This is a genomic window from Cognatundibacterium luofuense, assembly GCF_018139685.1.
In the GTDB taxonomy this organism is placed as follows: Bacteria; Pseudomonadota; Gammaproteobacteria; order Burkholderiales; family Burkholderiaceae_D; genus Undibacterium; species Undibacterium luofuense.
Genome location: NZ_JAGSPN010000007.1, coordinates 25987 through 50687, shown reverse-complemented (window position 1 = coordinate 50687; position 24701 = coordinate 25987). Strand labels below are relative to the sequence as shown.

General features: G+C 47.0%; 21 protein-coding genes and 1 tRNA gene. 16 read left to right on the top strand and 6 right to left on the bottom strand.

The window, feature by feature from the left end; genetic code table 11:
* Positions 1 to 175 precede the first annotated feature (175 nt).
* The 5 genes from hemC (at position 176) to ppa (ending at position 4885) form a co-directional block, all read left to right on the top strand.
* Positions 176 to 1120: a hydroxymethylbilane synthase gene (gene hemC / locus KDM89_RS10745; RefSeq protein WP_212687938.1), complete on the top strand. Its 945-nt coding sequence runs from the start codon at positions 176 to 178 to the stop codon at positions 1118 to 1120.
* Positions 1077 to 1916 carry a uroporphyrinogen-III synthase gene (locus tag KDM89_RS10740; RefSeq protein WP_212687937.1) on the top strand — a complete coding sequence of 280 codons (840 nt, stop codon included), beginning with the start codon at positions 1077 to 1079 and terminating at the stop codon, positions 1914 to 1916. The genes hemC and KDM89_RS10740 overlap by 44 nt, the downstream gene beginning before the upstream one ends.
* A complete protein-coding gene (locus KDM89_RS10735; RefSeq protein WP_212687936.1) occupies positions 1913 to 3052 on the top strand; it encodes a uroporphyrinogen-III C-methyltransferase in 1140 nt (379 codons plus the stop codon). Before KDM89_RS10740 ends, KDM89_RS10735 begins: the two co-directional genes overlap by 4 nt.
* A 4-nt stretch (positions 3053 to 3056) precedes the next feature.
* Positions 3057 to 4253, top strand: a complete 1197-nt coding sequence (locus tag KDM89_RS10730; protein ID WP_212687935.1) for a heme biosynthesis protein HemY — start codon at positions 3057 to 3059, stop codon at positions 4251 to 4253.
* A 95-nt stretch (positions 4254 to 4348) separates the two neighbouring features.
* On the top strand, positions 4349 to 4885 hold the full coding sequence (ppa, locus tag KDM89_RS10725; RefSeq protein WP_212687934.1) for an inorganic diphosphatase: 537 nt from the start codon (positions 4349 to 4351) through the stop codon (positions 4883 to 4885).
* Between the two features lie 72 nt (positions 4886 to 4957).
* Here the strand turns inward: ppa and KDM89_RS10720 are convergent, their stop codons facing one another.
* Entirely contained in the window at positions 4958 to 5983 is a 1026-nt protein-coding gene (locus KDM89_RS10720; protein ID WP_212687933.1) for a serine/threonine protein kinase, read from the bottom strand.
* A 254-nt stretch (positions 5984 to 6237) separates the two neighbouring features.
* On the opposite strand from KDM89_RS10720, the gene KDM89_RS10715 reads away from it, so the two are divergent.
* The 3 genes from KDM89_RS10715 to KDM89_RS10705 are packed head-to-tail and all read left to right on the top strand — an operon-like array spanning position 6238 to position 9372.
* Entirely contained in the window at positions 6238 to 7854 is a 1617-nt protein-coding gene (locus KDM89_RS10715; protein WP_212687932.1) for an NAD+ synthase, read from the top strand.
* A gap of 18 nt (positions 7855 to 7872) precedes the next feature.
* The gene (locus KDM89_RS10710) at positions 7873 to 8211 is read left to right on the top strand and encodes a P-II family nitrogen regulator (RefSeq protein ID WP_212687931.1); all 339 of its coding nucleotides are present in this window, start codon (positions 7873 to 7875) and stop codon (positions 8209 to 8211) included.
* Positions 8212 to 8250: 39 nt separating this feature from the next.
* The gene (locus KDM89_RS10705) at positions 8251 to 9372 is read left to right on the top strand and encodes an ABC transporter substrate-binding protein (RefSeq protein ID WP_212687930.1); all 1122 of its coding nucleotides are present in this window, start codon (positions 8251 to 8253) and stop codon (positions 9370 to 9372) included.
* Between the two features lie 67 nt (positions 9373 to 9439).
* On the opposite strand, the gene KDM89_RS10700 is transcribed toward KDM89_RS10705, so the two are convergent.
* Together KDM89_RS10700 and trxB are read right to left on the bottom strand one after the other, a co-directional pair.
* Positions 9440 to 10075 carry a Smr/MutS family protein gene (locus KDM89_RS10700; protein WP_212687929.1) on the bottom strand — a complete coding sequence of 212 codons (636 nt, stop codon included), beginning with the start codon at positions 10073 to 10075 and terminating at the stop codon, positions 9440 to 9442.
* 15 nt (positions 10076 to 10090) lie between these two features.
* Complete coding sequence (trxB, locus tag KDM89_RS10695; RefSeq protein ID WP_212687928.1) at positions 10091 to 11038, bottom strand: thioredoxin-disulfide reductase; 948 nt, start codon at positions 11036 to 11038, stop codon at positions 10091 to 10093.
* A gap of 203 nt (positions 11039 to 11241) precedes the next feature.
* Here trxB and KDM89_RS10690 point away from each other — a divergent pair, with 203 nt between their 5' ends.
* From KDM89_RS10690 to serS, 5 genes are all read left to right on the top strand, one after another.
* Complete coding sequence (locus KDM89_RS10690) at positions 11242 to 13584, top strand: DNA translocase FtsK (protein WP_212687927.1); 2343 nt, start codon at positions 11242 to 11244, stop codon at positions 13582 to 13584.
* A gap of 91 nt (positions 13585 to 13675) precedes the next feature.
* Entirely contained in the window at positions 13676 to 14317 is a 642-nt protein-coding gene (gene lolA, locus KDM89_RS10685) for an outer membrane lipoprotein chaperone LolA (RefSeq protein ID WP_212688073.1), read from the top strand.
* 6 nt (positions 14318 to 14323) lie between these two features.
* Positions 14324 to 15622 (top strand): replication-associated recombination protein A, encoded by a 1299-nt coding sequence (locus tag KDM89_RS10680; RefSeq protein ID WP_212687926.1) that lies wholly within the window; start codon positions 14324 to 14326, stop codon positions 15620 to 15622.
* 166 nt (positions 15623 to 15788) lie between these two features.
* A complete protein-coding gene (locus KDM89_RS10675; protein WP_212687925.1) occupies positions 15789 to 16556 on the top strand; it encodes a hypothetical protein in 768 nt (255 codons plus the stop codon).
* A 116-nt stretch (positions 16557 to 16672) separates the two neighbouring features.
* Complete coding sequence (gene serS / locus KDM89_RS10670; protein WP_212687924.1) at positions 16673 to 17968, top strand: serine--tRNA ligase; 1296 nt, start codon at positions 16673 to 16675, stop codon at positions 17966 to 17968.
* Positions 17969 to 18332: 364 nt separating this feature from the next.
* On the opposite strand, the gene KDM89_RS10665 is transcribed toward serS, so the two are convergent.
* Entirely contained in the window at positions 18333 to 20180 is a 1848-nt protein-coding gene (locus tag KDM89_RS10665; RefSeq protein ID WP_212687923.1) for a GGDEF domain-containing protein, read from the bottom strand.
* Positions 20181 to 20353: 173 nt separating this feature from the next.
* On the opposite strand from KDM89_RS10665, the gene KDM89_RS10660 reads away from it, so the two are divergent.
* Positions 20354 to 20443 (top strand) — tRNA-Ser (locus KDM89_RS10660).
* Positions 20444 to 20849: 406 nt separating this feature from the next.
* Here KDM89_RS10660 and KDM89_RS10655 read toward each other — a convergent pair.
* A complete protein-coding gene (locus KDM89_RS10655) occupies positions 20850 to 21941 on the bottom strand; it encodes an Arm DNA-binding domain-containing protein (RefSeq protein ID WP_212687922.1) in 1092 nt (363 codons plus the stop codon).
* A 683-nt stretch (positions 21942 to 22624) separates the two neighbouring features.
* Between KDM89_RS10655 and KDM89_RS10650 the strand changes: the two genes are divergently transcribed.
* Positions 22625 to 22864 carry a helix-turn-helix transcriptional regulator gene (locus KDM89_RS10650; RefSeq protein WP_212687921.1) on the top strand — a complete coding sequence of 80 codons (240 nt, stop codon included), beginning with the start codon at positions 22625 to 22627 and terminating at the stop codon, positions 22862 to 22864.
* Between the two features lie 447 nt (positions 22865 to 23311).
* Complete coding sequence (locus KDM89_RS10645; RefSeq protein ID WP_212687920.1) at positions 23312 to 24367, top strand: YagK/YfjJ domain-containing protein; 1056 nt, start codon at positions 23312 to 23314, stop codon at positions 24365 to 24367.
* Positions 24368 to 24473: 106 nt separating this feature from the next.
* Here KDM89_RS10645 and KDM89_RS10640 read toward each other — a convergent pair whose 3' ends face one another.
* A complete protein-coding gene (locus KDM89_RS10640) occupies positions 24474 to 24695 on the bottom strand; it encodes a hypothetical protein (protein ID WP_212687919.1) in 222 nt (73 codons plus the stop codon).
* Positions 24696 to 24701: the final 6 nt, after the last annotated feature.

The window sequence follows — 24701 nt, the reverse complement described above, 5'->3', positions numbered from 1 at the left end:
CATTGATTATTATCGGAGCACACATCCACGCTGGTCTTTGATCTGCAAATTGCAAAACCTGTCTCAATTTTAACCTGAAACTTTGATCAAAACGGGGGGATTGTCAATGCTGCCAGTGTTAGAATGCGCCGCATCCGGTTTTATCCGACATTTGTTTTGATTTAGGAAGCCTATCTTGAATTTTTCCGTACCTGAAAAGCTCGTAATCGCATCGCGTGAAAGTCCGCTTGCAATGTGGCAAGCTGAACATGTCAGAGATCGCCTGAAAACTTTGTACCCGACATGTGATGTACAAATTTTAGGAATGACGACGCGTGGTGATCAGATTCTTGACCGCGCATTGTCAAAGGTTGGCGGTAAGGGCTTGTTTGTCAAAGAGCTTGAAGTGGCGATGAGTGAAGGGCGTGCAGATCTTGCTGTTCACTCGCTGAAAGATGTTCCGATGGAGCTGCCGGAAGGATTTGAGCTTGCAGCCATACTGGAGCGCGAGGATCCGCGCGACGCATTCGTATCTTCAGCTTTTGCGCATTTATCAAAATTACCTCCGGGCAGTGTCGTGGGCACCAGCAGCCTTCGTCGTCAGGCAATGATTGCACAACGCTATCCGCATTTAGAAATTCGTCCGCTGAGAGGTAATCTCGGTACCCGTTTGCGTAAGCTGGATGAAGGTGAATATGCGGCAATCATTCTGGCGGCAGCTGGTTTGAAACGATTGCGAATGCCGGAGCGTATTCGTGCAGTTCTGGATCCGGAGGATAGTTTGCCCGCAGCTGGGCAGGGTGCGATGGCAATTGAAATCCCTGCGGGACGTCCGGAACTTGCTGCTTTGCTGGCGCCGTTGAATCATACTGATACAGCAATCAGTGTTAATGCTGAACGCACTGTCTCCAGGGCTTTCGGAGGTAGTTGCCAGGTTCCGTTGGCTGCGCATGTGCAAATTGCAGATGGGAATGTACGTTTCAGAGCAATGATCGCTGATATTGACGGGGCAAGGGTTGCAAAGGCTGATTTGTCGGCCAGCGTTTCAGAAATAGATCAACTTACCAGTTCGGTTATTCGGTTACTGACCGAACAGGATGCTGCTGCAATTCTGGCGGCATGTCGTGCGGCAACTGAGTAAAAATAAAACAGCGCTGCACATGACTTCTTCAACAGTTATTGTGACACGACCGTTTGCGCAAGCGCAGGTCATGTGTGAATCGCTCTCTGCTGCCGGTTTCCGGGCAGTTGCTTTTCCAATGCTGGAAATTACGGCGTTAGAGGATAAATCTGAAATTGATTCTGTTTGGGCTGACCTGGAAAAATACGCTTTAGTTGTATTCGTCAGTCCAAATGCAGTCGATACTTTTTTCGATGGGCATGAAAGAACCTGGCCGCTGCAGACCGTTGCTGCTGCAGTTGGTTTTTCCGGAGCTGAGGCAATACGCAGGCATTTGCATGGGCAGGTTTTTGAGGTGATTGCACCGGGCGTTGAAGACAGGATGGATTCGGAGGCGCTGCTTGAATTGATCGATGCATCGCGTTTCGACGGTAAGAAAGCATTGATAGTGAGAGGGCAGACCGGACGTGAATTACTTTTCAGCCAGTTGACTGCCCGTGGTATGGAAGTGGTGTCGCTGATAGCGTATCACCGACAGCCGCCAGTGTTTGATATCACCCGCGCGAAATTGCTTGCCTCTTTGTTGTCAGAACAAAACGAATGGGTCATAACCAGCTCGGAATCACTGCGTTTCCTGATAAGCTTTGCGGAAAGACTCGGTGAAGATCGCGCATTCGTGGCAAAATTGCAATCGCAGCGGCTTTTTGTCCCGCATGTCAGAATTGCAGAAACTGCCAGGCAGCTCGGGTTTTCCCGAATTGAACTGACAGGCTCTGGTGATCAGAATTTAATGATCGCACTTTCAAGCATAGTATGAACGAACAGGAAAATCCAAACGGAGTATCAGCTCCGACTACCGCGTCTCCGGTTGCGACGCCAGCAATCGTCCACTCTCCGCAGGGTGGGTGGGTGCATCCGGCATATGTTGTGTCCGGTGTGCTGGCAATTCTTTTGGCAGCAAATTGGTGGACTTCTCAAAACCAGATTTCTTCGTTGCGGGAGGAAGTTGCACGTCGCTTGCAATCCTCTGATCTGAGCGGTAATGAAACCCGTGTGCTGGCTAAAAGCGCACAGGAAACCGTGAAAGAAATGCAAGCGAAAATCATTTTGCTTGAAGGAAAGCAAACAGAGGCGCAAAGCCAGCAGCTTGCACTAGAGCAGGTTTATCAGGATTTATCCCGTAATCGTGATGAGTGGGCGCTGGCTGAAATTGAACAGGTCCTTTCTACCGCAAGTCAGCAGCTTCAGCTTGCAGGCAATGTGCCGGGTGCACTGATTGCATTGCAAAATGCAGATAACCGATTGGCGAAATCAGAGAAACCGCAGTTTATTGCTATCCGGAGAGCCATCGCCAAAGATATTGAGCGGCTTAAATCTTTGCCAGCCCTGGATTTGCCCGGGATTGCACTGCGGCTTGATAGCGTAATTGCGCAAGTCGATCATATTCCTCTGTGGTCTGCAGAGAAGACTGTTCCGGTGGCTGCTGCACCTAAGGCACCACTGCGGGTGCTGCCGAAGTCGAACAGCATGAAATCAGGTAAGAATGAACAATCTGTGTCCGAAGAGCTGACTTTTTCAGCAAAATTGCAGGACGGGTGGCAGAGTTTTTCTACTGAAATGTGGGCTGAGTTAAAACAGTTGGTTCGCGTACGTAATGTTGAGCATCCTGATGCATTATTGCTTGCGCCGGAACAGGCATATTTCGCTCGCGAAAATCTGAAGTTGCGTTTGTTAAATGCGCGCCTTGCCCTTTTGTCGCGTAATGAGGGTGTTTTTCGTAATGACATTATCCTTGCACAGGATGTGCTTGGTAAATATTTCGATAGTCGTGCAAAACAAACGCAGACAGTGCAGACATTGTTAAGGCAAATTCAGGGCAGTAATTTATCGATTGAAATGCCAAACTTATCAGAGAGTCTGACTGCAGTTCGTAATTACAAAGTGAAGCCTTGAAATTATGCGTATTTTTATTCGCCTTCTGGTTTTATTCACTTTTGCTGTCGGATTGGCAATCGGAGCACGGTATAACCCGGGTAATATTGTTGTCTTTTTCCCTCCTTACAGGATAGACCTTTCATTGAATCTGGCGATAATTGCCTTATTACTGCTGTTTGTTGCGTTCCATTTAGCATTGAATGCAATCGAGTCCGCGCGGAGAATGCCGGCTAAAGTAGCTGAATACCGTCAGGGAAAAAGAGAGCGGGATGCAAACAAGGCTCTTCGTGAATCGATTCGTACTTTATTTGAAGGGCGGTTTGGTTATGCAGAGAAAGCTGCCAGCCGAGCAGCTGAGTTGCCTGAAAATGGCAGTATCGCATCGCTTATCGGTGCGCGTGCGGCCCATCATATGGGACAGTTTAGTCGTCGTGATCAATGGTTGGAGGATGCGGCGACAGACAATAGTCACAAGGTTGCCCGGCTTGTAACGGCGACGGAATTGCATGTTGATCAGCATGATTCAGAAAAAGCACTTGAATCGATTAAAGAACTCCAGGCAAACGGGAGTCGCCACATTCAAGTGCTTCGTTGGGCTCTCAAGGCAAATCAGCAGGCACGCCGTTGGCAAGATGTTTTAAAGCTGGTGAAGACCCTCGAGAAGCATCACGCAATTCATCCCGCGCTGGCAGCGCGCTTGAAAGACTTGTCATATGAAGATCTGCTGAAAGATCACGGTCATGATGGCGAATCATTGAAGCGCGTGTGGTTTGAGATTCCGTCATCGGAAAGAAAGCGGGTGTCGGTTGCATTGCATGCAGCAACCGCATTTAACGAACGCGGCTTATTTGATGAAGCTCGAGCGGTTGTTGAAAAAGCGATGGAAGAAAAATGGGATGAGCGCTTGCTGAAACCATATCGTGACGCAGCGGCTCCTGAGGGATCAGCAGCGCTTTTGGCGCAGATCGAGAATTGTGAGCGTTGGGTATCAGAGCATCCGTCAGATGCAGAGCTGGCATTGACGTTGGGGACTCTGTGCCATCGCCAAAAACTTTGGGGTAAGGCCCAACGACATTTTGAGCAGGCAATTGATGATGCAATTGCTGGTGATACGGTGCGTGAAGCGAATCTTAAGCTTGCTCAGTTATTTGATTCGCTTGGACAGGAAGAGGATGCTGCACGTTGCTATAAACGCTGCGCACTGGCGTCCACGCTGTAAAAGCTTTTGTTGCGATGCGCCAAATACACTTAAATCCCGATATAATCGTTAATTGTCTGTTTTGTTGACTAAAATTTTCTATCAGAAAGAATGCAATGAGTCTGAATAACGTTCCTGCAGGGCGCGATCTGCCAAATGACTTTAACGTCATTATCGAAATTCCGATGAACTCTGATCCAATCAAATATGAAGTGGATAAAGAGTCTGGCGCAATTTTCGTTGACCGTTTTATGGGTACAGCGATGCATTATCCGTGCAACTACGGATATGTTCCGCAAACTATTGCTGGCGATGGTGATCCTGTTGACGTACTGGTAATTACTCCATTCCCGTTGCTGCCAGGCGTTGTTGTTCGTTGTCGTGCAGTTGGTATGCTGCGTATGACTGATGAAGGCGGTTCCGATGCTAAAGTGTTGGCCGTTCCGGTTGATAAACTGCTGCCAATTTACAGCAACATTCAGAAACCTGAAGATCTCAATGAGCTGACTCTTCGTCAGATTCAGCATTTCTTCGAGCATTACAAAGACCTGGAAAAAGGTAAGTGGGTAAAAGTTGAAGGCTGGACTGGTGCAGAAGAGGCTAAGCAGGAAATTCTGGATGGTGTTAAGAATTTTGATGCTGCTGAGAAGTAATATATTCCTGCAATAATAAAAAAGCGCGATGATTAACTATCGCGCTTTTTTTATTTTACGGTGCCTGACGAGCTATCGAAGAATGTAGTAAGTTCCGATGCATGCAATGGCGATAACAATGGCGACAATACTAACCCACGGCAATGCAGGATTTTGCACTGGAGTTGTGCCACTCTCGCTGGTTTTACGCTTTCGCTTAAGTTTTTTATCGCGCTCTAAAAACAGCGTAAGTGCAGCAGACATTTCCCCTGCATTCTGATATCGCTGTTTTGGATCTTTTTGCATTGCTTTTACAATGATTCTGACCAATTGTTCCGGTACATTCGGGGCATAGTTTGCAATTGGTTTCGGTGATTTGTGGATAATTTGCTGAAGCAGTTTGTCCATGTCCTGACTTGGAAATGGTTTTACGCCTGCAACTAATTCATACAAAACGGCACCGAGGGAATATATGTCTGTTCTTTCGTCGACATTTCGTCCCATCGCTTGCTCTGGCGACATGTAGTTTGGTGTGCCCATAACATTGTTATGGAACAGCGTTGCGCCACCGGTATTTCCCGGCATATGGATACGGTTAGGTGCACGCGCAATTCCAAAATCCACGACTTTGGGCTGCCCATTTGGCAAAACAAAAATATTCCCCGGTTTGATATCCCTGTGAATAACACCATTCTGGTGTGCGAAAAACAGTGCGTCTGCAATTTTCTGAACAATGTTTGCTGCTTCGATGATATCGAATTTTTTGCCAGAGTTCAGTTCTCCGCGTAAATCGCGTCCCGGCAAAAATTCCATTGCAATAAATGTGGTCCCGTTTTCAACAGATGTATCGAAAATGGTCACAATATTCGGGTGCGATAATCGGCCAGCAGCACGGGCTTCATTAATAAATTGTTGCTCCCGTGACTTGCGTTCAGCGGGGTTTGCTGGTGGTGTCAGGATTTTGATTGCGACATCCCGGTCTATGACCGGATCATGCCCTTTGTAGACTGTGCCATCGGTCCCGCTTCCCAGCTTTTCAGTAAGCAGAAAGCGTCCGGCCCGTTTATTCAACGGAGTGAGGGAATTCGGGTCTTTTTCAAAGTTTGATTCTGATTGCATGTACGGAGGATGCACTGAAGCTTACAAAATTTCAAGTCTGCATGTGATTCAATATGTGATTTGTTAATTCAATGACACATGGTCGGGCATCTTTCTTCAAATTAGGAAGTAAAAAAGGCTGCCTCAGCATTCTGAATGGTCTCTCGAGCATGATTGCAGTCAGTGAGCCGCTTCTTTTCTAACGTCTTTTGTACACCTCGATTCAGCATGCGATAATGCCAGCTTCTTGCTGACCGGAATTTTTTGAATTAGTTATGAATTTGAAGATAGCAATTGCACAAATTAACAGCCTTGTTGGTGATTTGGCTGGAAACGCCGATAAGATATTTCAGGCAGCAATGCGAGCATCGGCATGTGGTGCGGATGTAGTAGTAACGCCCGAACTGAGTATTGCCGGTTATCCACCCGAAGATTTGCTGTTGCGGCCCGGTTTTTATAAACAAACGGAGCGACAGCTTGCCGATCTGGCTGGAAGATTAGCAGAGTTTTCAGACCTTCATGTGCTGGTAGGTTACCCTGCTGCTTTTGACGGTAATTACTTCAATGCAGTTTCCGTACTGGTGAATGGAGTAGTTAAATCTACCTACTTTAAGCGAAACTTGCCGAATAACATGGTATTCGATGAAGTACGCTATTTTTCTGCAGGCACAGCCGCGTGTGTTTTCGAAGTCAAAGGTGTAAAACTCGGGATCAATATTTGTGAAGATACGTGGTTTCCTGAAGCGCCAGCAATGGCAAAGGCAGCCGGTGCCGAAATTTTACTGGTTCCGAATGGCTCACCGTATCATATGGGTAAGCAATCGCAGCGCCTTGATGTGATGCGCAAGAATGTCTCCGAACAGGGGATGGCGTTGGTGTATTGCAACCTGATTGGTGGTCAGGACGAATTGGTCTTCGACGGGAATTCATTTGCGTTGAATGCGGAAGGTACGATCGTCTCGTCGCTCTCGCATTGTGCAGAGGATTTTGCTTTGATTGAATGGAATGGCCATTCGTTCAGCAGTGATGTGCCAAATTCACCTGCGCAGTCGCAAGAGGCTGAGATATACCAGGCACTGGTTTTGGGTGTGAAAGACTACGTACGCAAAAATGGCTTTCCCGGCGTTCTTTTGGGATTGTCCGGCGGAGTGGATTCTGCTTTAACACTCGCCATTGCATGCGATGCACTCGGAGCTGAAAAAGTCCGTGCTGTCATGATGCCTTCGCCTTACACCGCAGATATCTCGCTGACAGATTCGCGTGATATGGTTCAGCGACTGGGAGTTCGCTATGATGAAATTTCCATTAATCCTTGTTTTGAGGCATTTAATGCGACACTTGCGCAAGAGTTCGATGGTTTGAAGCCAGATACGACCGAGGAGAATATTCAGGCGCGAATCAGGGGTACGATCCTGATGGCGATGTCAAATAAATACGGCTCTATTGTTCTGACTACTGGCAATAAAAGTGAAATGGCAGTCGGATATTGCACCTTGTACGGGGATATGGCTGGTGGCTTTGCGGTGATTAAAGATATTGCAAAGACATTGGTGTATAAATTATGTCATTACAGAAATAGCTTATCCGATGTGATTCCTGAGCGGATTATTACGCGCCCGCCATCTGCTGAACTGCGACCTGATCAGAAAGATCAGGATTCCTTGCCGGAATACGAAATTCTTGACGCAATTATGCGTATGTATATGGAAGAAAATCAGTCGCGCGAAGACATTGTTGCGGCAGGCTTTACTTTCGAAGACGTCGAAAAAGTGACACGTCTGATTAAATTAAATGAATATAAACGACGTCAGGCGCCTGTTGGTATTCGTATTACCCACCGTGCGTTTGGACGTGACTGGCGCCATCCGATTACATCTAAATTCAGAGACTGAGTAGCGAAGGAGTGCAACATGAAACAAATTACAGCAATTATCAAGCCGTTTAAACTGGATGAGGTTCGTGAAGGGCTCGCAGAGGTCGGCGTCACTGGTTTAACTGTCACCGAAGTAAAAGGATTTGGCCGTCAGAAAGGGCATACAGAACTCTATCGGGGAGCCGAGTATGTCGTTGATTTTCTACCGAAAATCAAGGTTGAAATCGTTGTGGATGACAAAATTGCCGATCATGCTGTTGATGCAATCATTAAGGCAGCACACACTGGAAAAATTGGCGACGGTAAAATTTTTGTACAGAACGTTGAGCAAGTGATTCGCATCCGTACGGGTGAAACCGGTCCGGACGCCGTCTGATCCAGTATGTTTTCAGTCAGGCGTCAGCTATTCCGGACTATGCTGGCATTCGTGGTGCTACTGCCACGAATCGGCATTGGCGCGGATGTGCCCGGGGTGACGCCGACTCAAATTGTAGTGGGGCAATCTGCAGCGTTTTCAGGACCAGCTGCTGAACTGGGTACGCAATACCGCGCCGGTGCGCAGGCTTATTTTGACTATGTAAATACACTCGGTGGTATTCATAAACGTCAAATCCGGTTAATCACTCGTGATGATCAGTATGAAGCTGACTACGCCGCAGCAAATACACGTATCCTGATTAGTAAAGAAAATGTCTTTGCATTGTTCGGATACGTGGGAACGCCGACAAGCAATGCTGCAGTTCCCATTGTTAATTCGGCCCAGATTCCTTTTTTTGCTCCACTAACGGGCGCATCATCGATGCGCGAACCATTTAATCGTTATATTTTTAACATCCGTGCCGGATACAACGATGAAACAGAGTTTCTGATTGATCGCTCTGTTCGTATGGGCGTAAGGAAAATAGCTGTTTTTTATCAAAACGACGCGTATGGCAGAACGGGACTCAGTGGTATTGAAAGTGCTCTCAGAAAACGCAATCTGAGCATCATTGAAACAGCAACTGTTGAGCGCAACAGTACGGATGTGCGTGCAGCAGTGCAAAAGCTGGTTAACAAAAAACCCGAAGTAATTGTTCAGATCAGTGCTTACAGTTCATCTGCTGCATTGATACAACAAATGCGAGAACAAGGATACAGCGGACAGTTTTATAACGTGTCGTTTGTAGGTGGTCAGGCTTTAATGGATTTACTTGGAAAAGATGCACATGGCGTTGTGATATCTCAGGTAGTTCCATTTCCCTGGGGAACTTCGAATCCTTTGGTTGCTGAATGCGCGACCGTGATGAGGAAGGCCGGATATAACTCGCTGAACTTCTCCAGCCTCGAAGGGTACATTGCCGCAAAAGTGTTTGTGGAGGGTTTAAGGAGAGCAGGCCCTGGTCTTACCAGAGAGAAGTTTATTTCTGCACTTGAGACAATAAACACACGTACTTACACCTTGGGCGGGTTTGATATTCAGTTCTCGCACGCCAGTCATAACGGTTCAAAATTCGTTGAAATGACTGTTATCGGTAAGGACGGTAAGTTCAAAAACTAGTTTGAGAGTTGAAAGAGCGTAGCTGCGCTTTCAGACTTTCAGAGTCATTTGCAAACTGAGTTTTGAATCAGGACTGCAGTAACACAATCAGGGCGCCCGATCCGCCGTCGGCCGCAGTTGCCTGAGAAAATGCAAGCACCTCTTCCTTTTGTACCAGCCAGTTACGGACTTTGTGCTTCAGTACCGGTTCTTTATTCACCGATCCGTTACCTTTTCCGTGAATAATGCGGACGCAACGGGTTCCGTTTTTGCAGCATCTTCTTAAAAATTCACCCAGACTCTCTCTTGCCTGATCACGGCGCATGCCATGTAAATCCAGTTGCGCCTGAATCACCCAGTTTCCCTTGCGCAACTTACGAACGACATCGGGACCAACCCCCGGGCGGGCGTAGCTCAGTGACTCGTCCGTTTCCAGCAGAGATTCTGCGTCGAATTCATCAGAAAGCGACTCCATCAGCGCCGCTTGCTCGTCAGCAATATGCTGGAACGGAAGCGGAGCAGGGCGCAGTGCCTGTGGTACGTGCCGCTCTGCAGCACGTACCGGTGTTACGCCGGATAGGGCAGTTCTGAAAATATTGGCTTCCGCGGCTGCTTTGCGCAATTCTTCTTCACGTATCGCTTTTTCCCGCGCCTTTTTCTCACTTTCGGCTTTTAGTTGGGCAGAAAGTGATTTAAGGTCTGCAAAATTTTTCAGATTTGCCATAACTGCTTGCCGATATCAGTGTTCTTCCAGATAACGCTGCGCGTCCAGAGCCGCCATGCAACCTGTGCCAGCGCTGGTAATCGCCTGACGGTAAATATGGTCCTGCACGTCGCCGGCTGCAAATACGCCCGGAATATTGGTTGCAGTTGCCATGCCTTCATTGCCCATGCGTGTTTTGATATAGCCGTTCTGCATGTCCAGCTGGCCATCAAAAATGCCTGTATTCGGTTTGTGGCCGATTGCGATAAATACGCCGTGAACCGGAACCTCAGTCACTGCGGCTTCCGCGGAACGAATGTTGACGGAAGTTACGCCGCTGTTGTCACCTTTGACCTCATCCAGCGTGTGATTCCATTTTACTTCTACCTTGCCTTCTGCAACTTTTGCCATCAGGCGATCGATCAGAATGGCTTCAGCGCGGAATTTGTCGCGACGGTGAATAACAGTCACTTTGCTTGCAATATTCGACAAATACAGCGCTTCTTCAACGGCTGTATTGCCACCACCAACCACGGCAACTTCTTTGCCGCGATAGAAGAAACCGTCGCAAGTGGCGCATGCAGATACGCCTTTGCCCATAAACGCTTCTTCTGAAGGCAAACCCAGATACTGCGCAGACGCACCGGTTGCGATAATCAGAGAGTCGCATGTGTATTCACCTGCATCACCAATCAGACGAATTGGTTTTTCTGTCAGTTTTGCAGTGTGGATGTAGTCAAAAATCATTTCGGTATTGAAGCGCTCGGCATGCTGCAGAAAACGCTGCATCAGTTCCGGGCCCTGAACGCCGTTTGGATCTGCAGGCCAGTTTTCTACGTCAGTAGTCGTCATCAACTGACCACCTTGCTCAACACCGGTAATCAGAACCGGATTCAGATTTGCCCTGGCAGCGTAAATTGCGGCCGAGTAGCCCGCTGGGCCAGAACCTAAAATCAGGACACGTGCATGTTTCGTAGTCGCCATGGATAAACCTGTCAAAAATGAAAGTATAAAAAAGCCCGCTGCAGTTTTATTGTCACGGGCGTAAAGCACTGCGCCCAAACGGGCGGCGCTCAGCAGGCCGAATTATAGACCAAGCGGCAGCAAACCGCTGAGCGGGTTTGCTGCCGCACTGGCTTACATGCTATCTTGTCATTTTGCTGTTGCAGCATGCATTTCAGGTTTTTATGACATCAGGTAACGAAGCTTATAAACGTTCAGAGAAGACAACAGCATTGCCACCATTGCCCGGCAGGATGTTTGTTTTGCTGATGGAGGCGCGCTGGATTATTTTCGCGGCGCTGACCATTTGTCTGGTACTGATACTGGGCAGTTATTCAAAACTGGATCCGGGATGGTCACAGGCGCGTGATGTTTTGCGCGTCCATAACCTTGGCGGAAAGTTCGGAGCATGGCTGTCTGATGTACTGTTTTACGTATTCGGTGCTTCCGCATGGTGGTGGATTGTCGGTGGCATCAGGCAAGTGATGGTTTCATACAAAACCTTATCAGGACGTCTTGCCTTAAAGCCGGAACTGGAAGAGGACAAGGAAAACCTGTTGCACATTGTCGGCCGCAAGCTGGGGTTCGCGATGATTCTTACCGGTTCTATGGGTATTGAGTATCTGCGTTTGTATTCCCATAGGTTACCGTTACCGCTGGAACCAGGCGGTGTGCTCGGAAATATTGTTGGTAATCTGCTTCAGGGCATACTGGGTTTTACCGGTGCAACCTTATTGTTGTTGCTGATGCTGGCGCTGGGGCTGAGTCTTTATTTTCAAATGTCATGGCTCACCATTGCTGAGAAAATCGGCGCAGGTGTTGAGTGGATGTTCTCATCCGTGCAGGATCAGATTGCTGCAGCCGAGGATCGCAGGCTGGGACAGACTGCTGCAGTCAAGCGCGAGGAAGCGATAGTTCAGGAACGTGCCAAAATCATAGAAACACCACCAGTGCGCATAGAACCTCAGGTTGTTGCTGTTCAGAAATCTGAACGCGTTGAAAAAGAAAAGCAGGTGTCGCTGTTTAACGAACTGCCTGATACAAATTTGCCACCCCTGGGATTGCTGGATGACGCACCGCCAGCGCAGGAAACAGTGAGCGTGCAAACGCTGGAATTCACCAGCCGTCTGATAGAAAAGAAACTCTCCGATTTCGGCGTCGAAGCCAAGGTCGTCGCCGCCTATCCGGGACCCGTTATTACCCGTTATGAGATTGAGCCTGCCACGGGTGTGAAAGGTAGCCAGATTGTGAATCTGGCGCGTGATCTGGCCCGCTCTCTTGCACTGACTTCGATTCGTGTGGTTGAAACCATACCCGGAAAGAATTACATGGGTCTGGAGCTGCCGAATCCGAAACGCCAGATTGTTCGTCTGACAGAAATTCTCGGCTCTAAGGTATACAACGACAGTCAGTCTGCGCTGACAGTGGCATTGGGTAAGGATATTGCCGGCAATCCGGTTGTCGCTGATCTGGCCAAAATGCCGCATTTGCTGATTGCCGGTACGACTGGTTCCGGTAAATCGGTCGGTATTAATGCCACGATTTTGTCGCTGTTGTACAAATCTGATCCGAACGATGTGCGGATGATTCTGATTGATCCGAAAATGCTGGAAATGTCGGTCTATGAAGGCATCCCGCATTTGCTGGCGCCGGTGGTCACAGACATGCGTCAGGCAGGGCACGCACTGAACTGGGCAGTTTCAGAAATGGAGCGCCGCTATAAGCTGATGTCTAAGCTCGGTGTACGTAATCTGGCCGGATACAACGCAAAAATTGCGGAAGCTACCCGCAAAGAAGAGAAAATTCCGAATCCGTTCAGCCTGACACCGGATGCGCCGGAGCCGCTGGATAAACTGCCAACCATCGTCATTATTATTGATGAGCTGGCAGATCTGATGATGGTGGTCGGTAAAAAGGTTGAAGAGCTGATTGCCCGTATCGCGCAAAAAGCCCGTGCAGCAGGTATTCACTTAATTCTGGCTACGCAACGCCCGTCCGTCGATGTCATTACCGGTTTGATCAAAGCCAATATCCCGACTCGTATTGCGTTTCAGGTCAGTAGCAAGATTGATTCCCGGACCATTCTGGATCAGATGGGCGCGGAAGCCTTGCTGGGGATGGGTGATATGTTATACATGCCGCCGGGTACTGCATTACCGATTCGTGTGCACGGCGCGTTCGTGGCGGACGATGAAGTGCATCGTGTGGTTGAACATTTGAAAGAGCAGGGCGAACCGAATTACATCGAAGGCATACTTGAAGGCGGCACCTTGTCAGAAGAGGGTGGTGCAGCAGCGGGTGGTGGTGCGGAAGGCGGAACCGAGTCAGATGCCTTATACGATCAGGCTGTGGCGATTGTTCTCAAAAATCGCCGCGCGTCGATTTCGCTGGTGCAGCGCCATTTGCGGATTGGTTACAACCGCGCCGCGCGCTTACTGGAGCAAATGGAAGCTTCCGGCGTCGTTTCTTCTATGCAGTCGAACGGTAATCGCGAAATTCTTGTTCCTGCCGGAAATAATCAGGAATAAGCAAATTAAACAAAAAAATTAAGCAAAAAATTAAGCAGGAAGTTAAGTAAGTGCAAGACCAGCAAAATCGAAAGGAATTCTTTTGCGTCGTATGTTGATCAAAGCCGGTTTGCTGATGGCAACCGCATCGGGTTTATTGTTGTCGCAAGCAGCATTTGCTTCGGCTGTTGAACAGTTCCGTCAGTTTGCAGCACAAACAAAAAGTGCCAAAGGCGAGTTCGTGCAACAGCAGATTCGCATGACAAACGGCACACCGAAAATCACCAAAACACTCAGCGGCACTTTTGTTTTTGCGCGTCCGGGTAAATTTATCTGGGTTTATCAGAAGCCCTACGAGCAAGTGTTGCAGGCTGATGGCGAGAAACTTTTTTTATACGATAAAGATTTAAATCAGGTCACGATACGTGATCTGGGTAATTCACTCGGCTCCAGCCCCGCAGCGATTTTATTCGGGGTCTCCGGCGCTGCTGAGCTGGATAAAAACTTTACGCTGAAAGAAGCCGGTCAGAAGCAGGGAATGGAATGGCTGGATGCCATTCCTAAAGCCAAAGATTCGCAATTTGAGCATATTGGCGTCGGTATGAAAGATGGCTTGCCGTATGCGCTGGAATTGCGTGACAGCTTTGGACAAATCTCGCTGGTCACGCTGAAAAATATGGAAAAAAATCCTGCGCTGAAGCCGGATTATTTCAAATTTGTGGTGCCAGCCGGTGCCGATGTACTGCGCCCGTAATCTGGTATGAACGATTTGTTTTCGCAGGAACCGCAGGCGCCTTTAGCGGAAAGCCTGCGTCCAAAAAAATTGACTGATGTGGTCGGGCAAAGCCACTTGCTCGGCGAAGGTAAGCCATTGCGGCTGGCTTTTCAGTCCGGCAAACCGCATTCCATGATTTTCTGGGGACCGCCCGGTGTGGGGAAAACCACGCTGGCGCGTCTGACTGCGCATTCTTTCGACTGTGAATTTATTGCACTGTCGGCGGTGTTTTCCGGCGTCAAAGATATACGTGCAGCGATGGAGCAGGCTGAGCAATATCTGCAGCGTGGTCGCCGGACGATTCTGTTTGTTGATGAAATTCACCGTTTCAATAAGTCGCAACAGGATGCGCTGCTGCCTTATGCAGAAAGCGGCCTGATCACCTTCATCGGTGCAACCACCGAAAACCCTTCGTTTGAAGTCAATTCAGCGTTGCTGAGCCGTGCGCAGGTGTATGTGCTTAAGTCTCTGACGGATGACGAATTACGCCAGTTGCTCGAACGCGCACGTACGGAAGTGATTCACGATTTAGCGTTTGATGAACCTGCGATTCAGATTCTGATTGGCTATGCCGATGGCGATGCCAGACGCTTTCTGAATTTGCTGGAGCAAATCGCCTCCGCAGCGTCTGCTGCCGGAAAAACGCAGATTGATGCTGAGTTTCTGCAAAACGCACTGAGTCTGAACAGTCGCCGGTTTGATAAAGGTGGTGACAATTTCTATGATCAGATTTCGGCGTTGCATAAATCAGTGCGGGGTTCTGATCCGGATGCAGCATTGTACTGGCTGTGCCGTATGCTGGATGGCGGTGCGGATGCGCAGTATTTGTCGCGTCGTATCGTGCGGATGGCATGGGAAGACATCGGACTTGCTGATCCGCGTGCGATGCAAATTGCAAATGATGCGGCGACGACTTTTGAGAGGCTTGGCAGCCCCGAAGGTGAGCTGGCGCTGGCGCAGGCTGTGATTTATCTGGCGGTGGCGGCAAAAAGTAACGCGGGCTATATGGCGTATAAACAGGCGCGCGCTTTTGTGAAGCAGGATAAAAGCCGCGAAGTACCTGTTCATTTGCGCAATGCACCGACCAAGCTGATGAGTGAGCTTGGCTACGGCAAGGCTTATCGTTACGCACATGATGAGCCGCATGCTTATGCAGCTGGTGAGAATTATTTCCCTGAAGGCATCGCTAAACCCGACTGGTACCAGCCAGTGCCGCGCGGTCTGGAACTGAAGATCGCTGATAAGCTGGCATTTTTACGCAAGCTGGATCAGGACAGCGAGTAATTCAGCTATGCAGAGAGATGTATTTGCAGCCGTAGCCATAAATAATCATGGCAGTGTATTCTGAGTTCTCAGTGCAGAACTCAGAAGAAAAAATTTTTGCCTGATTGTTAAGTAATAAATTAAGATAAAAATCAAATTTCGACTTGACTAGTTTCGGGGGATACGAATGTTCATTATCTGGGGTAAGAAGCAAAAGCGCTTTCCGGAAGGTTATATCGCAAACTGGTGCTCTGTTTGTCACGATATACGTGAATTTAAAGTCACACGCATTCATCTCGCGAGTCATGTGTACTACATCAGTTTTTCCAAGGGCGAACCAGTCGGACACACATTTGCCTGTCAGCATTGTGGCGCGGAACATTACAGAAATATCGATCAGGCGTTTCATACAGCCAGCGAATCAAAGCCACTGGATTTGCTGATTGAAGAAACCAACCCGAACTGCATGGAAATCTGGCATGAAGATGTGGCGCTCAGTGAAAAAATGCGTCAGCGTCCGCAAGAGCTCACTCCCGCCGAGCGCCAGCATTTGCTGATTCAGCCTTTGTATCATTTGTCGTATCTGGCGGAAAAGCAGGGTTCTAATATCACGCTGACCGGACTGTTGACGGGTGCCGGGGCTATCGTACTTGGTGCGGCGATCAGCGGTTTGCTGATTCCTTTAGTCGATCATCCGCTCTGGGCGGCTGGTATCACAGGTGTGAGCATTGCGGGTTTGCTCTACCTGTCGGTCAGTTACAACCGCAATCGCTTCATGCGGCGCGAAGTGTATGCGCGTCTGAAACCCTTGTATCTCGCGCTTCAGCCGAGCGAAGCCGAACTCAATCAGACGAAAATCACACTGAAACCGACGAAGCTGAAAATAGGCGACTGGCTCAATGCCCGTGCTTTGCTGAAATTTCTCTCAGATTCACCGGCTGCCGCACAGCGCTGACCGGTTGTTTTGTCCGGGATAATCGTCCGCGGTATTGCAACGCAACACTAGGGATTTGGTGGTGGCCTTGCTACAATACCGGATTCGAGATTTTTAGTCGCTGATATCAGATCATCATGATAGACATTCAACTGTTACGCAAAGATATAGACAATGTTGCCGCGCGTCTGGCAACCCGTAAGTTCAAACTGGATACCGAAGCATTCAATGCGCTGGAGTCTGAGCGTAAGCAGATTCAGTCCCGCACCGAAGAATTGCAGGGCAAACGTAAAAATCTGTCCAAACAGATCGGCGTACTCAAAGGTAAGGGCGAAGACGTCAGTGCCGTGATGGCCGAAGTGGATGGCATTGGTGATGAACTGAAAACATCGGAAGTGCGTCTGGCCGAAGTGCAGGAAAAAATGCAGGCTTTCCTGCTGAATATCCCGAATCTGCCGCATGAATCCGTACCGGTTGGTCAGGATGAAACCGGTAACGTTGAAGTACGCCGTTTTGGCACGGTGCCAACCTTTGACTTTGAAGTCAAAGATCACGTCGATGTCGGCGCAGGTCTGGGTTTGGATTTTGATACTGCGACCAAGCTGACCGGTTCCCGTTTTGCTGTGATGAAAGGCGGCATCGCCCGTCTGCACCGCGCGCTGGCGCAATTCATGCTGGATCTGCAAACCGGCGAACACGGCTACACCGAAGTCTACACACCGTACATCGTGAATGCAGATTCCATGCGCGGTACCGGCCAGTTGCCGAAATTCGAAGAAGACCTGTTCGCGGTGAAAAAAGGCGGCCAGGAAGGTGACGGCGAAAACCTGTACCTGATTCCTACTGCTGAAGTGTCGCTGACCAACACAGTACGCGATGAAATTCTGCCAGCAGAAGCACTGCCGGTAAAACTGACTGCGCATACACCATGCTTCCGTTCCGAAGCTGGTAGCTATGGTCGTGATACCCGCGGCATGATCCGTCAGCATCAGTTCGACAAAGTAGAAATGGTGCAAATCGTGCAACCGGAAACCTCCATGCAAGCGCTGGATGAAATGGTGCAGCACGCAGAAGCGGTTCTGCAAAAACTGGGTCTGCCATACCGCGTCCTGTTGCTGTGTACCGGTGACATGGGCTTTGGCTCCACCAAAACCTTCGATCTGGAAGTGTGGCTGCCAGCGCAAAACGCTTACCGGGAAATCTCTTCCGTATCGAACATGGAAGCCTTCCAGGCGCGTCGTATGCAAGCCCGTTACCGCAACGCGGCTGGCAAACCGGAAGCCGTACACACACTGAACGGCTCCGGTCTGGCAGTCGGTCGTACCCTGGTTGCTGTACTGGAAAACTATCAGCAAGCCGATGGCTCTGTGATCATTCCGGAAGTACTGCGTCCTTATATGGGCGGTCTGGAAAAACTGACGCCAGCGGCTTAATTGCTGAAGCATTCCGGCTGAACTGCGCTTGATCCGGCGCAGTGCCCCCAAAAAAGCACCGTTTCTGCTACTGCAAAACGGTGCTTTTTGTTTGTGGTGTTAGTGATTCTGGCAGGGAAGGGTGACGGAGCAGCCTAGCAGCCGCCTGGCAGCCATTTTCAGGTCAAAAATGCCTCAAATGCGGAGTTTTGCATAGCGATCCGGCGGTCGTCGGCAGAAAGTCCGGCTCTCCGGAAATGTGAAATGACGATAGCTGCACAATAGCTGGCAACAAAAAGCCCGTCAGGCCGGAGCGAGACGGGCTTTTTGTATCCGCGAAACGACGGGCTAGTGCAGCTCGCTGATACGCAGACGAAGATGCTGCTCAGGTCTGCGAGCCATCCTGCCTGCGATCGACAAACAAACTGTTGCCGCGCACCTTCTTGGCTTGCTTCTTCGCATCCGCTGCCGCAATCGAAATCTGGTGATGGGTATAGAACTGACCCGGTCTGGCTTTCACCGCGCCGATCGACAAACTGATCAACGGGCAGAAAACCCGTGTGCCTTGCCGGTCTTCACTCAGATAACCACCACGCTCCAGATCTTCATGGCTGTAATAGTTCTGAATATCTTCCGCAAACTCCGTCAGAATCTGCTCGCAGCGTTGATGCCAGTCGTCGCTTTGAAACAAAATAATGAAGTCATCGCCGCCGATATGCCCGATAAAATCGCGCTTCGGATCGCAATGGCGCTTTAACAGGGCGCTGGTCATCTGAATGATGTCGTCACCGCGACGATAGCCGTACACATCATTGAATGGCTTGAAATGGTCCAGATCGCAATAACAGGCGCAGAACGCGATTTCCTTTTCCAGTAACTCGTCGATATGCTCATTGATCGGTACATTACCCGGCAATTCAGTCAGCGGATTCGCGTAACGCGCCGCGTTGATCTGCATTTGCGTGATTTCCCGCATCAGATCCGGGCCAGTGCAAATGCCGGCGTACTGGCCGTTTTCGGTGATGATAATGCCGTTAATCAGATGATCCGGATTCGCTTCAACGATGATCTGACTGACTTCCTGCATCGTCGTGCAGCGGTCAACAATCACAGGATTTTCATCCATAAAGATTTTGCAGGCTTTTTTGCCCTGAACTTCGCGCTGAAACGGACGTGCAAAACTGTCGATTAAGCGATAGCGATTGATAATGCCGACCGGAACGCCGTCATCCACCACCGGAATCAGTTGTAGCTTCGGGTTTTCCAGAAACATGGTCTCGACATCGCGGTTACGCATGGTGGACGGAATTGACGGCACGTCGCGCAGAATGCGTTCAATCAGCGTATGTTGCACTTTCGGCGTACTTTTACGTTGCGCCCACTGATTGGCAGACAGCACCTTTGCCACCTCCGCAGAGACAGAATGCGTAGGGCGCGGGTGAGGGCGGGCGATGTGATAACCCTGACCGCAAGCCACGCCGATATCGCGCAGCGTCAGCAATTCCTGATGTGATTCAATGCCTTCCGCAATCACGCGGGTACCGGATTTTTCTGCAATCGACTGTATCGAACGGACAAACTGCGCTTTCACCGGGTCCTGATGGATGCCCTGGATGAAGTGCATATCAATTTTGACGTAATCCGGTTTTAGCTCAGACCACAACCGCAGACTGGAAAAACCCTCGCCCAGATCATCAATCGCAATTTCAAAACCCATATCGCGGTAATGCATCACCGCATCCGCCAGCAGCGCATAATCGTGGGTTGGCTGATTTTCCGTCAGCTCAATAATCACAGAATCCGGTGCAATACCCAGATGATGAATGTATTCCAGCGTTTCGCCATAACGCGCATCACGCTGCATCAGGGTTTCCGGACTCACATTTAAAAACAGCTTGCCCGGCAGCTTTTGCGCGGCAAACTGCTCCATCACAATCTGGCGGCACAAATGTTCCACTGTCACCGTCATCTGAAAATCAGCTGCGGTTTTGAATAAATTGATCGGTGAATGCAAAGGCGAATCTGAAGGGCCGCGAATCAAACCCTCGTACCCCAGGATGGTACCGTCGCTCATCTCGATAATCGGCTGGAAGCGGGCGGTCAGCTGGCGGTGGTGAACGATATCTTTCAGATGCTGGTGCAGCGACGGTTGCGGCGGCGCGCTGACAATCGCCGCCGAATTCAGTAAATCCTGAAGCACACCACGGTCTTGTGCATACAATGTGCTTTCCATAAACAACCCCATCCGAAACTTGTTTCTCTGAGGTAAAACTATATGCAAGTTTTATGACCGCAATATTTCAGCAGCGGTTTCCGCACAGTCAAACGGAAAAAGACGCCTGAGATTGAATTGCCGGCAATGTCTTGCTATAATGCGAGGCTTCGCAAAAGCGAACAACCCAAGCCGGAGAGGTGGCAGAGTGGTTGAATGTACCTGACTCGAAATCAGGCGTAGGGTAACACCTATCGGGGGTTCGAATCCCCCCCTCTCCGCCAAGATAATGCAATAAGCCCTTGATTTTCAAGGGCTTTTTTGTTTCTCGAGTTGATTGGTATGCCGCTTGGTATGCCACTTGGTATGCCATTGATGTGGCGGGACAAGACCAGCGCTGAACGTTCTGCTCGGATTGTTAAAGAAAATGCTCCTATCGAGTGCATTGTTCCCGGTTAGTTCTAGACTAACGACCTCTTGAGTTCAGCTCATCCCTCCAAAAATTTTAAACCTGTACCTGTTCATGTGCAGGAAAACACTTCCTCCCTCAAATAATGCATTGACATGCGCCGTGATTTATTTTTATTTCACTCCACATAGTGAAATATAGTAAGGATATTTCTTCGAAAGATAATTATCCATTATTTTTAATTTTTTGTTACTAATGGTTTGTCTTTGAGAGATATGTTGCTAGAAAGTGTTAGAAAAATTCAATTGTGAGCTCTTAGTGTAAATGTCAAGAAGTCTTTCATGCCACCAAGATCTTAGTGCTTTAATTTGATGGCGATAAAATTCGTGGTCATGCCCAAAAATTTTTCCGCCAAATTGATTTTTTTGGAAAATTGAATTGATGAATTCGTCAGTGAATCCGCTGTGATAAATTAAGTAATTATGAAAAATATTTGGAAGGCTATTGAAGTCTAGTTTTGTATTTGGGCAGATAGTTGAAATGTAATTGTTTAATTCGGCATGAATTTCTTTTTCGCTTTTATCTTTCATGTTCGGGAAAAAATAAATTCCATCGTCTTCATTGTTACGATAAATATTATTTAAACTAATTAGTACGTTTTTTAGGCAATCTCGAACATCTGCGCCATTTGAATTTGTTGCAATTATTGATTTTGTTTTGAAATCCAGGATGTCGTCAATATAATCATACTCATGTTTCTGTAATACTGTCCGAATAAATGGTGGGCATTTAAAAAGATCCTTCTGCATTCTTAGTGTTTCGATGCCATATTCCGGAAAATGTAATATTAAATAAATTGCTGCGTTTATCTCTAGTTCGTAATAATTTTTTATTTTTTCAATGTTTTTTATTAGGGCGAAAAATATTTTGCTTAATTTTTGAATCTCATTTTCATTTGATTTTTCAATTTCTAATTTTTTTGATTTATTCTTTATATTTTGCCTAAATTTCAATTTTGCGGAATTCCCCTTTTCTTCTAGTAGCTCTTTTTTTAGCTCGTCTGCGTTTGATCTTGCTTCATCAAAACTTATCGTTGGATATTTTCCAATTGGTGATGTGCTTCCTGAGCCATGTATGCAGTAGATGAAATAAAATTTCATTATTTTATTTTTGCTTACATGTAAGCTTAATCCATCACCTAAATTTAATTTGGATCCGGCCTTCGAGTTCTCATACTTTTTTGTATCTAAAAATTGGTTGAGTGCCAACTCGAATTGTTCTTTTGATTCAATTCTCGCTATTCTTTTTTTCTCCCTTTTTTCTTCGATAACGATTCTTTTTGGAATGTATGGTAATCCATCAGGTTTTATCATAATTTATTAATTAAAATTGGTTGGGTAAATTTTATACCATGATATGACTGGAGTTTATTATCTCTATTGTAACATGTGCTAAAAATCTGCCTAGAAAAATCTAAAAATATACAAAAAAATCTTAATACTTACCAAAAAAATACCAAATTTTATCTATGGAAAACATAAATTTTACCTTAAGTAATACTTAAAAATTGGAGGTTTTCAAGCATGTAAACTAACTCAGTTCACCATGCAATCTATGGTGGTTCTGGTTCATTAGCGCTCGTTGCGAAGATAGATGATTTGGATCACATATTTGGGTGATGCATCTAAGGAAGTTCTGATTAACTTAGTTTTTTATGAAGTGTGTCACAACGGTATGTATTTTTATTGGTTGAGTTATTGTGCTATGCGAATAAAACGGTACATGGACAAGTGAAAGCATGTTTGAGTTGCATAGGGAGGAAAGTTTAAGCATGATTTTTTACTTTGTATTAATTATGAATTTCATCGCGTTTTACAATTGTTTTTGAGGGGGCAAGGTGGTGCGATATTTTTGATGGTTTTTTGGGTGTCGTAAAGTTTAAGTGGCGTTGGGTTGATTTTTTTGAATGGTTTTTATCTGTTAAATAAAAATATCGAGATTGATGTTGTGACGATAATTTTTTCGTCTTTACAATTTTCAATTCTTAGGAGTTTTCATGAGTTCATCTTCCCAAATTCGATTGCTTAGGCGTGTTCAAGTAGAAGCACTGACTGGTTTGAAAAGAAGCAGTATTTACGGTCGACTGAATCCAAACTGTAAACAATTTGATAAAACATTTCCAAGGCCAATTTCATTATCGCCAACGAATCGTGGCAGCGTTGCATGGTTAGAGGTGGAGGTAATGGCCTGGATTCAAGGACGAATCATTGCATCCAGAGGCGATGTTTTTAATTGAATCTTATGTGCTAACTCTGTATGTCGATAAATTTTGATTTAATGTGTTAATTCGAATGAGAGAAGATAAATTTCATTTGTATTTGTCGATAAAGTGTAATCGTTATTTTCGGTTATTTATGTTATTAAAAATTTGAGTTGGATTATCTATGTTGCTAATATAGCTTCGTATTTAAAGTATTGAAATATATTCGCTGATTAACTTTGCTGGTTGAAGCGGTACTGCTTAGCAGGCCTCTAGAAGTAAATTGCGATATTCTTAAGTTTCTATTTCCCTATCTCGCTTACATCTGAGCTCACAAATTAGCTATTAGTAAGCATCCAAATCTATAAAATATTTCATTTAACCAATCATGAAGAAGATTCGGTGAAGGAAGGTTTTTTCCTATTGGAATTCGTTGAAGAAATGAAATTTAATGGTGGATTTTATTAACTAAAAAGGTGAAAAATGTTTCTCGAAAATAAAGTTATGCATATCAATCTTATTGAGGAATTGTTGGGGATTGATACTCAGAATAATGAACCACAGCAAATGGCAGCGTCTCTCTCGGAAGTCGAACAATTTTTATCTCATTTATCTGCTCTGAAAGATGAGGATTTGCAAAATAGAAAGTGTCAGCAATGGGTTAGTTCTCAATACCAGGAATTTTCTAAGTACTTACGCCTTGTTGCAGGATTGCCAAACAAATATGTATATTCCCCCCAACTCAACGTGTTGATTGATCTATGCCGTGATTTAGGTGTGTTCAAAGTGTATTCGATGATGTCGGGGCCTGGTCGTGAGATATTGCGGAGCTACGAATTTGTTGAAAACTCGCTGAATCAGGAAATGTATCATCAGCTTGTGTGGTCGCTGAACTGTAGGTTTCAGACTCGATCGTTCAAGGCGCTCTTATCGGCACGACAACGTGAAAGCAGAGTGCGCTATCAAGACTATGCTAAATACATCAATACCCTATTTGAGCATAACGATCGTTTGATCGTTATCCGGATCGATCTGGGGTATGCAGTTAAACAAGCTGTGGCGCTAAATCTTGACAGGGCGTCGTCAGATTTAGACCATTTGCTTGCTAATCGTCGCTCGAACAAACTGTTTGACGGGATGAAAGGTTACATCGTTAAAACAGAATTAGGGGTCATGAAAGATATTCATTTTCATGCCTTGCTCTTCTTTAACGGTTCAGAACGACATGGCGGGTCACACGTCTATCTGGCGAAGGAAATTGGTGAATATTGGAAAAATGAAATTACTAAGGGCGCGGGGGTGTATTGGAACTCCAATGCACACATCCAAGATTTTGTTCAGCAAGGAACTTGCGGAATTGGACTTATACATTGGTCTGATCAAGAAATGCGCAAGAACCTGTTGGAGAAGGTCCTGAATTACTTATTGAAAAATGATCAATTTTTTAAGCCGAAGGGGGCGGAAAGGTACAAGTTATTACGTCGTGGACAGTGTGCTCCGATGGTCACCAAGAAAGGGCGACCACGCCAACTGACGTAAATGGGTCAAAAAATTGCGAGCCGATAGGGTAGTGCCTGTCCGCACTTATCGGCTCGCAAAAATACAGGAAAAAATAGTTTGCTATTGATAGAAGCTTTTGGATTGATTATTTCTTCCCAAACATGATCAGAAGAATCACACCCGATACAATCGCGATTGTAGAGACAACATTACCCAGTTCTGGAAAAAGTTTTGCTGGCCAAAATAGGGAACCACCCAAGTTGTAAAAAAAACCTTTGTGACTGGTGGCGCCGAACGAAGAGCTGTATATCGCGAATAGCCCTGCAATGACCAGATAGGCGGATACAAATTTTTGTTTAAGATTCAAGGTTTA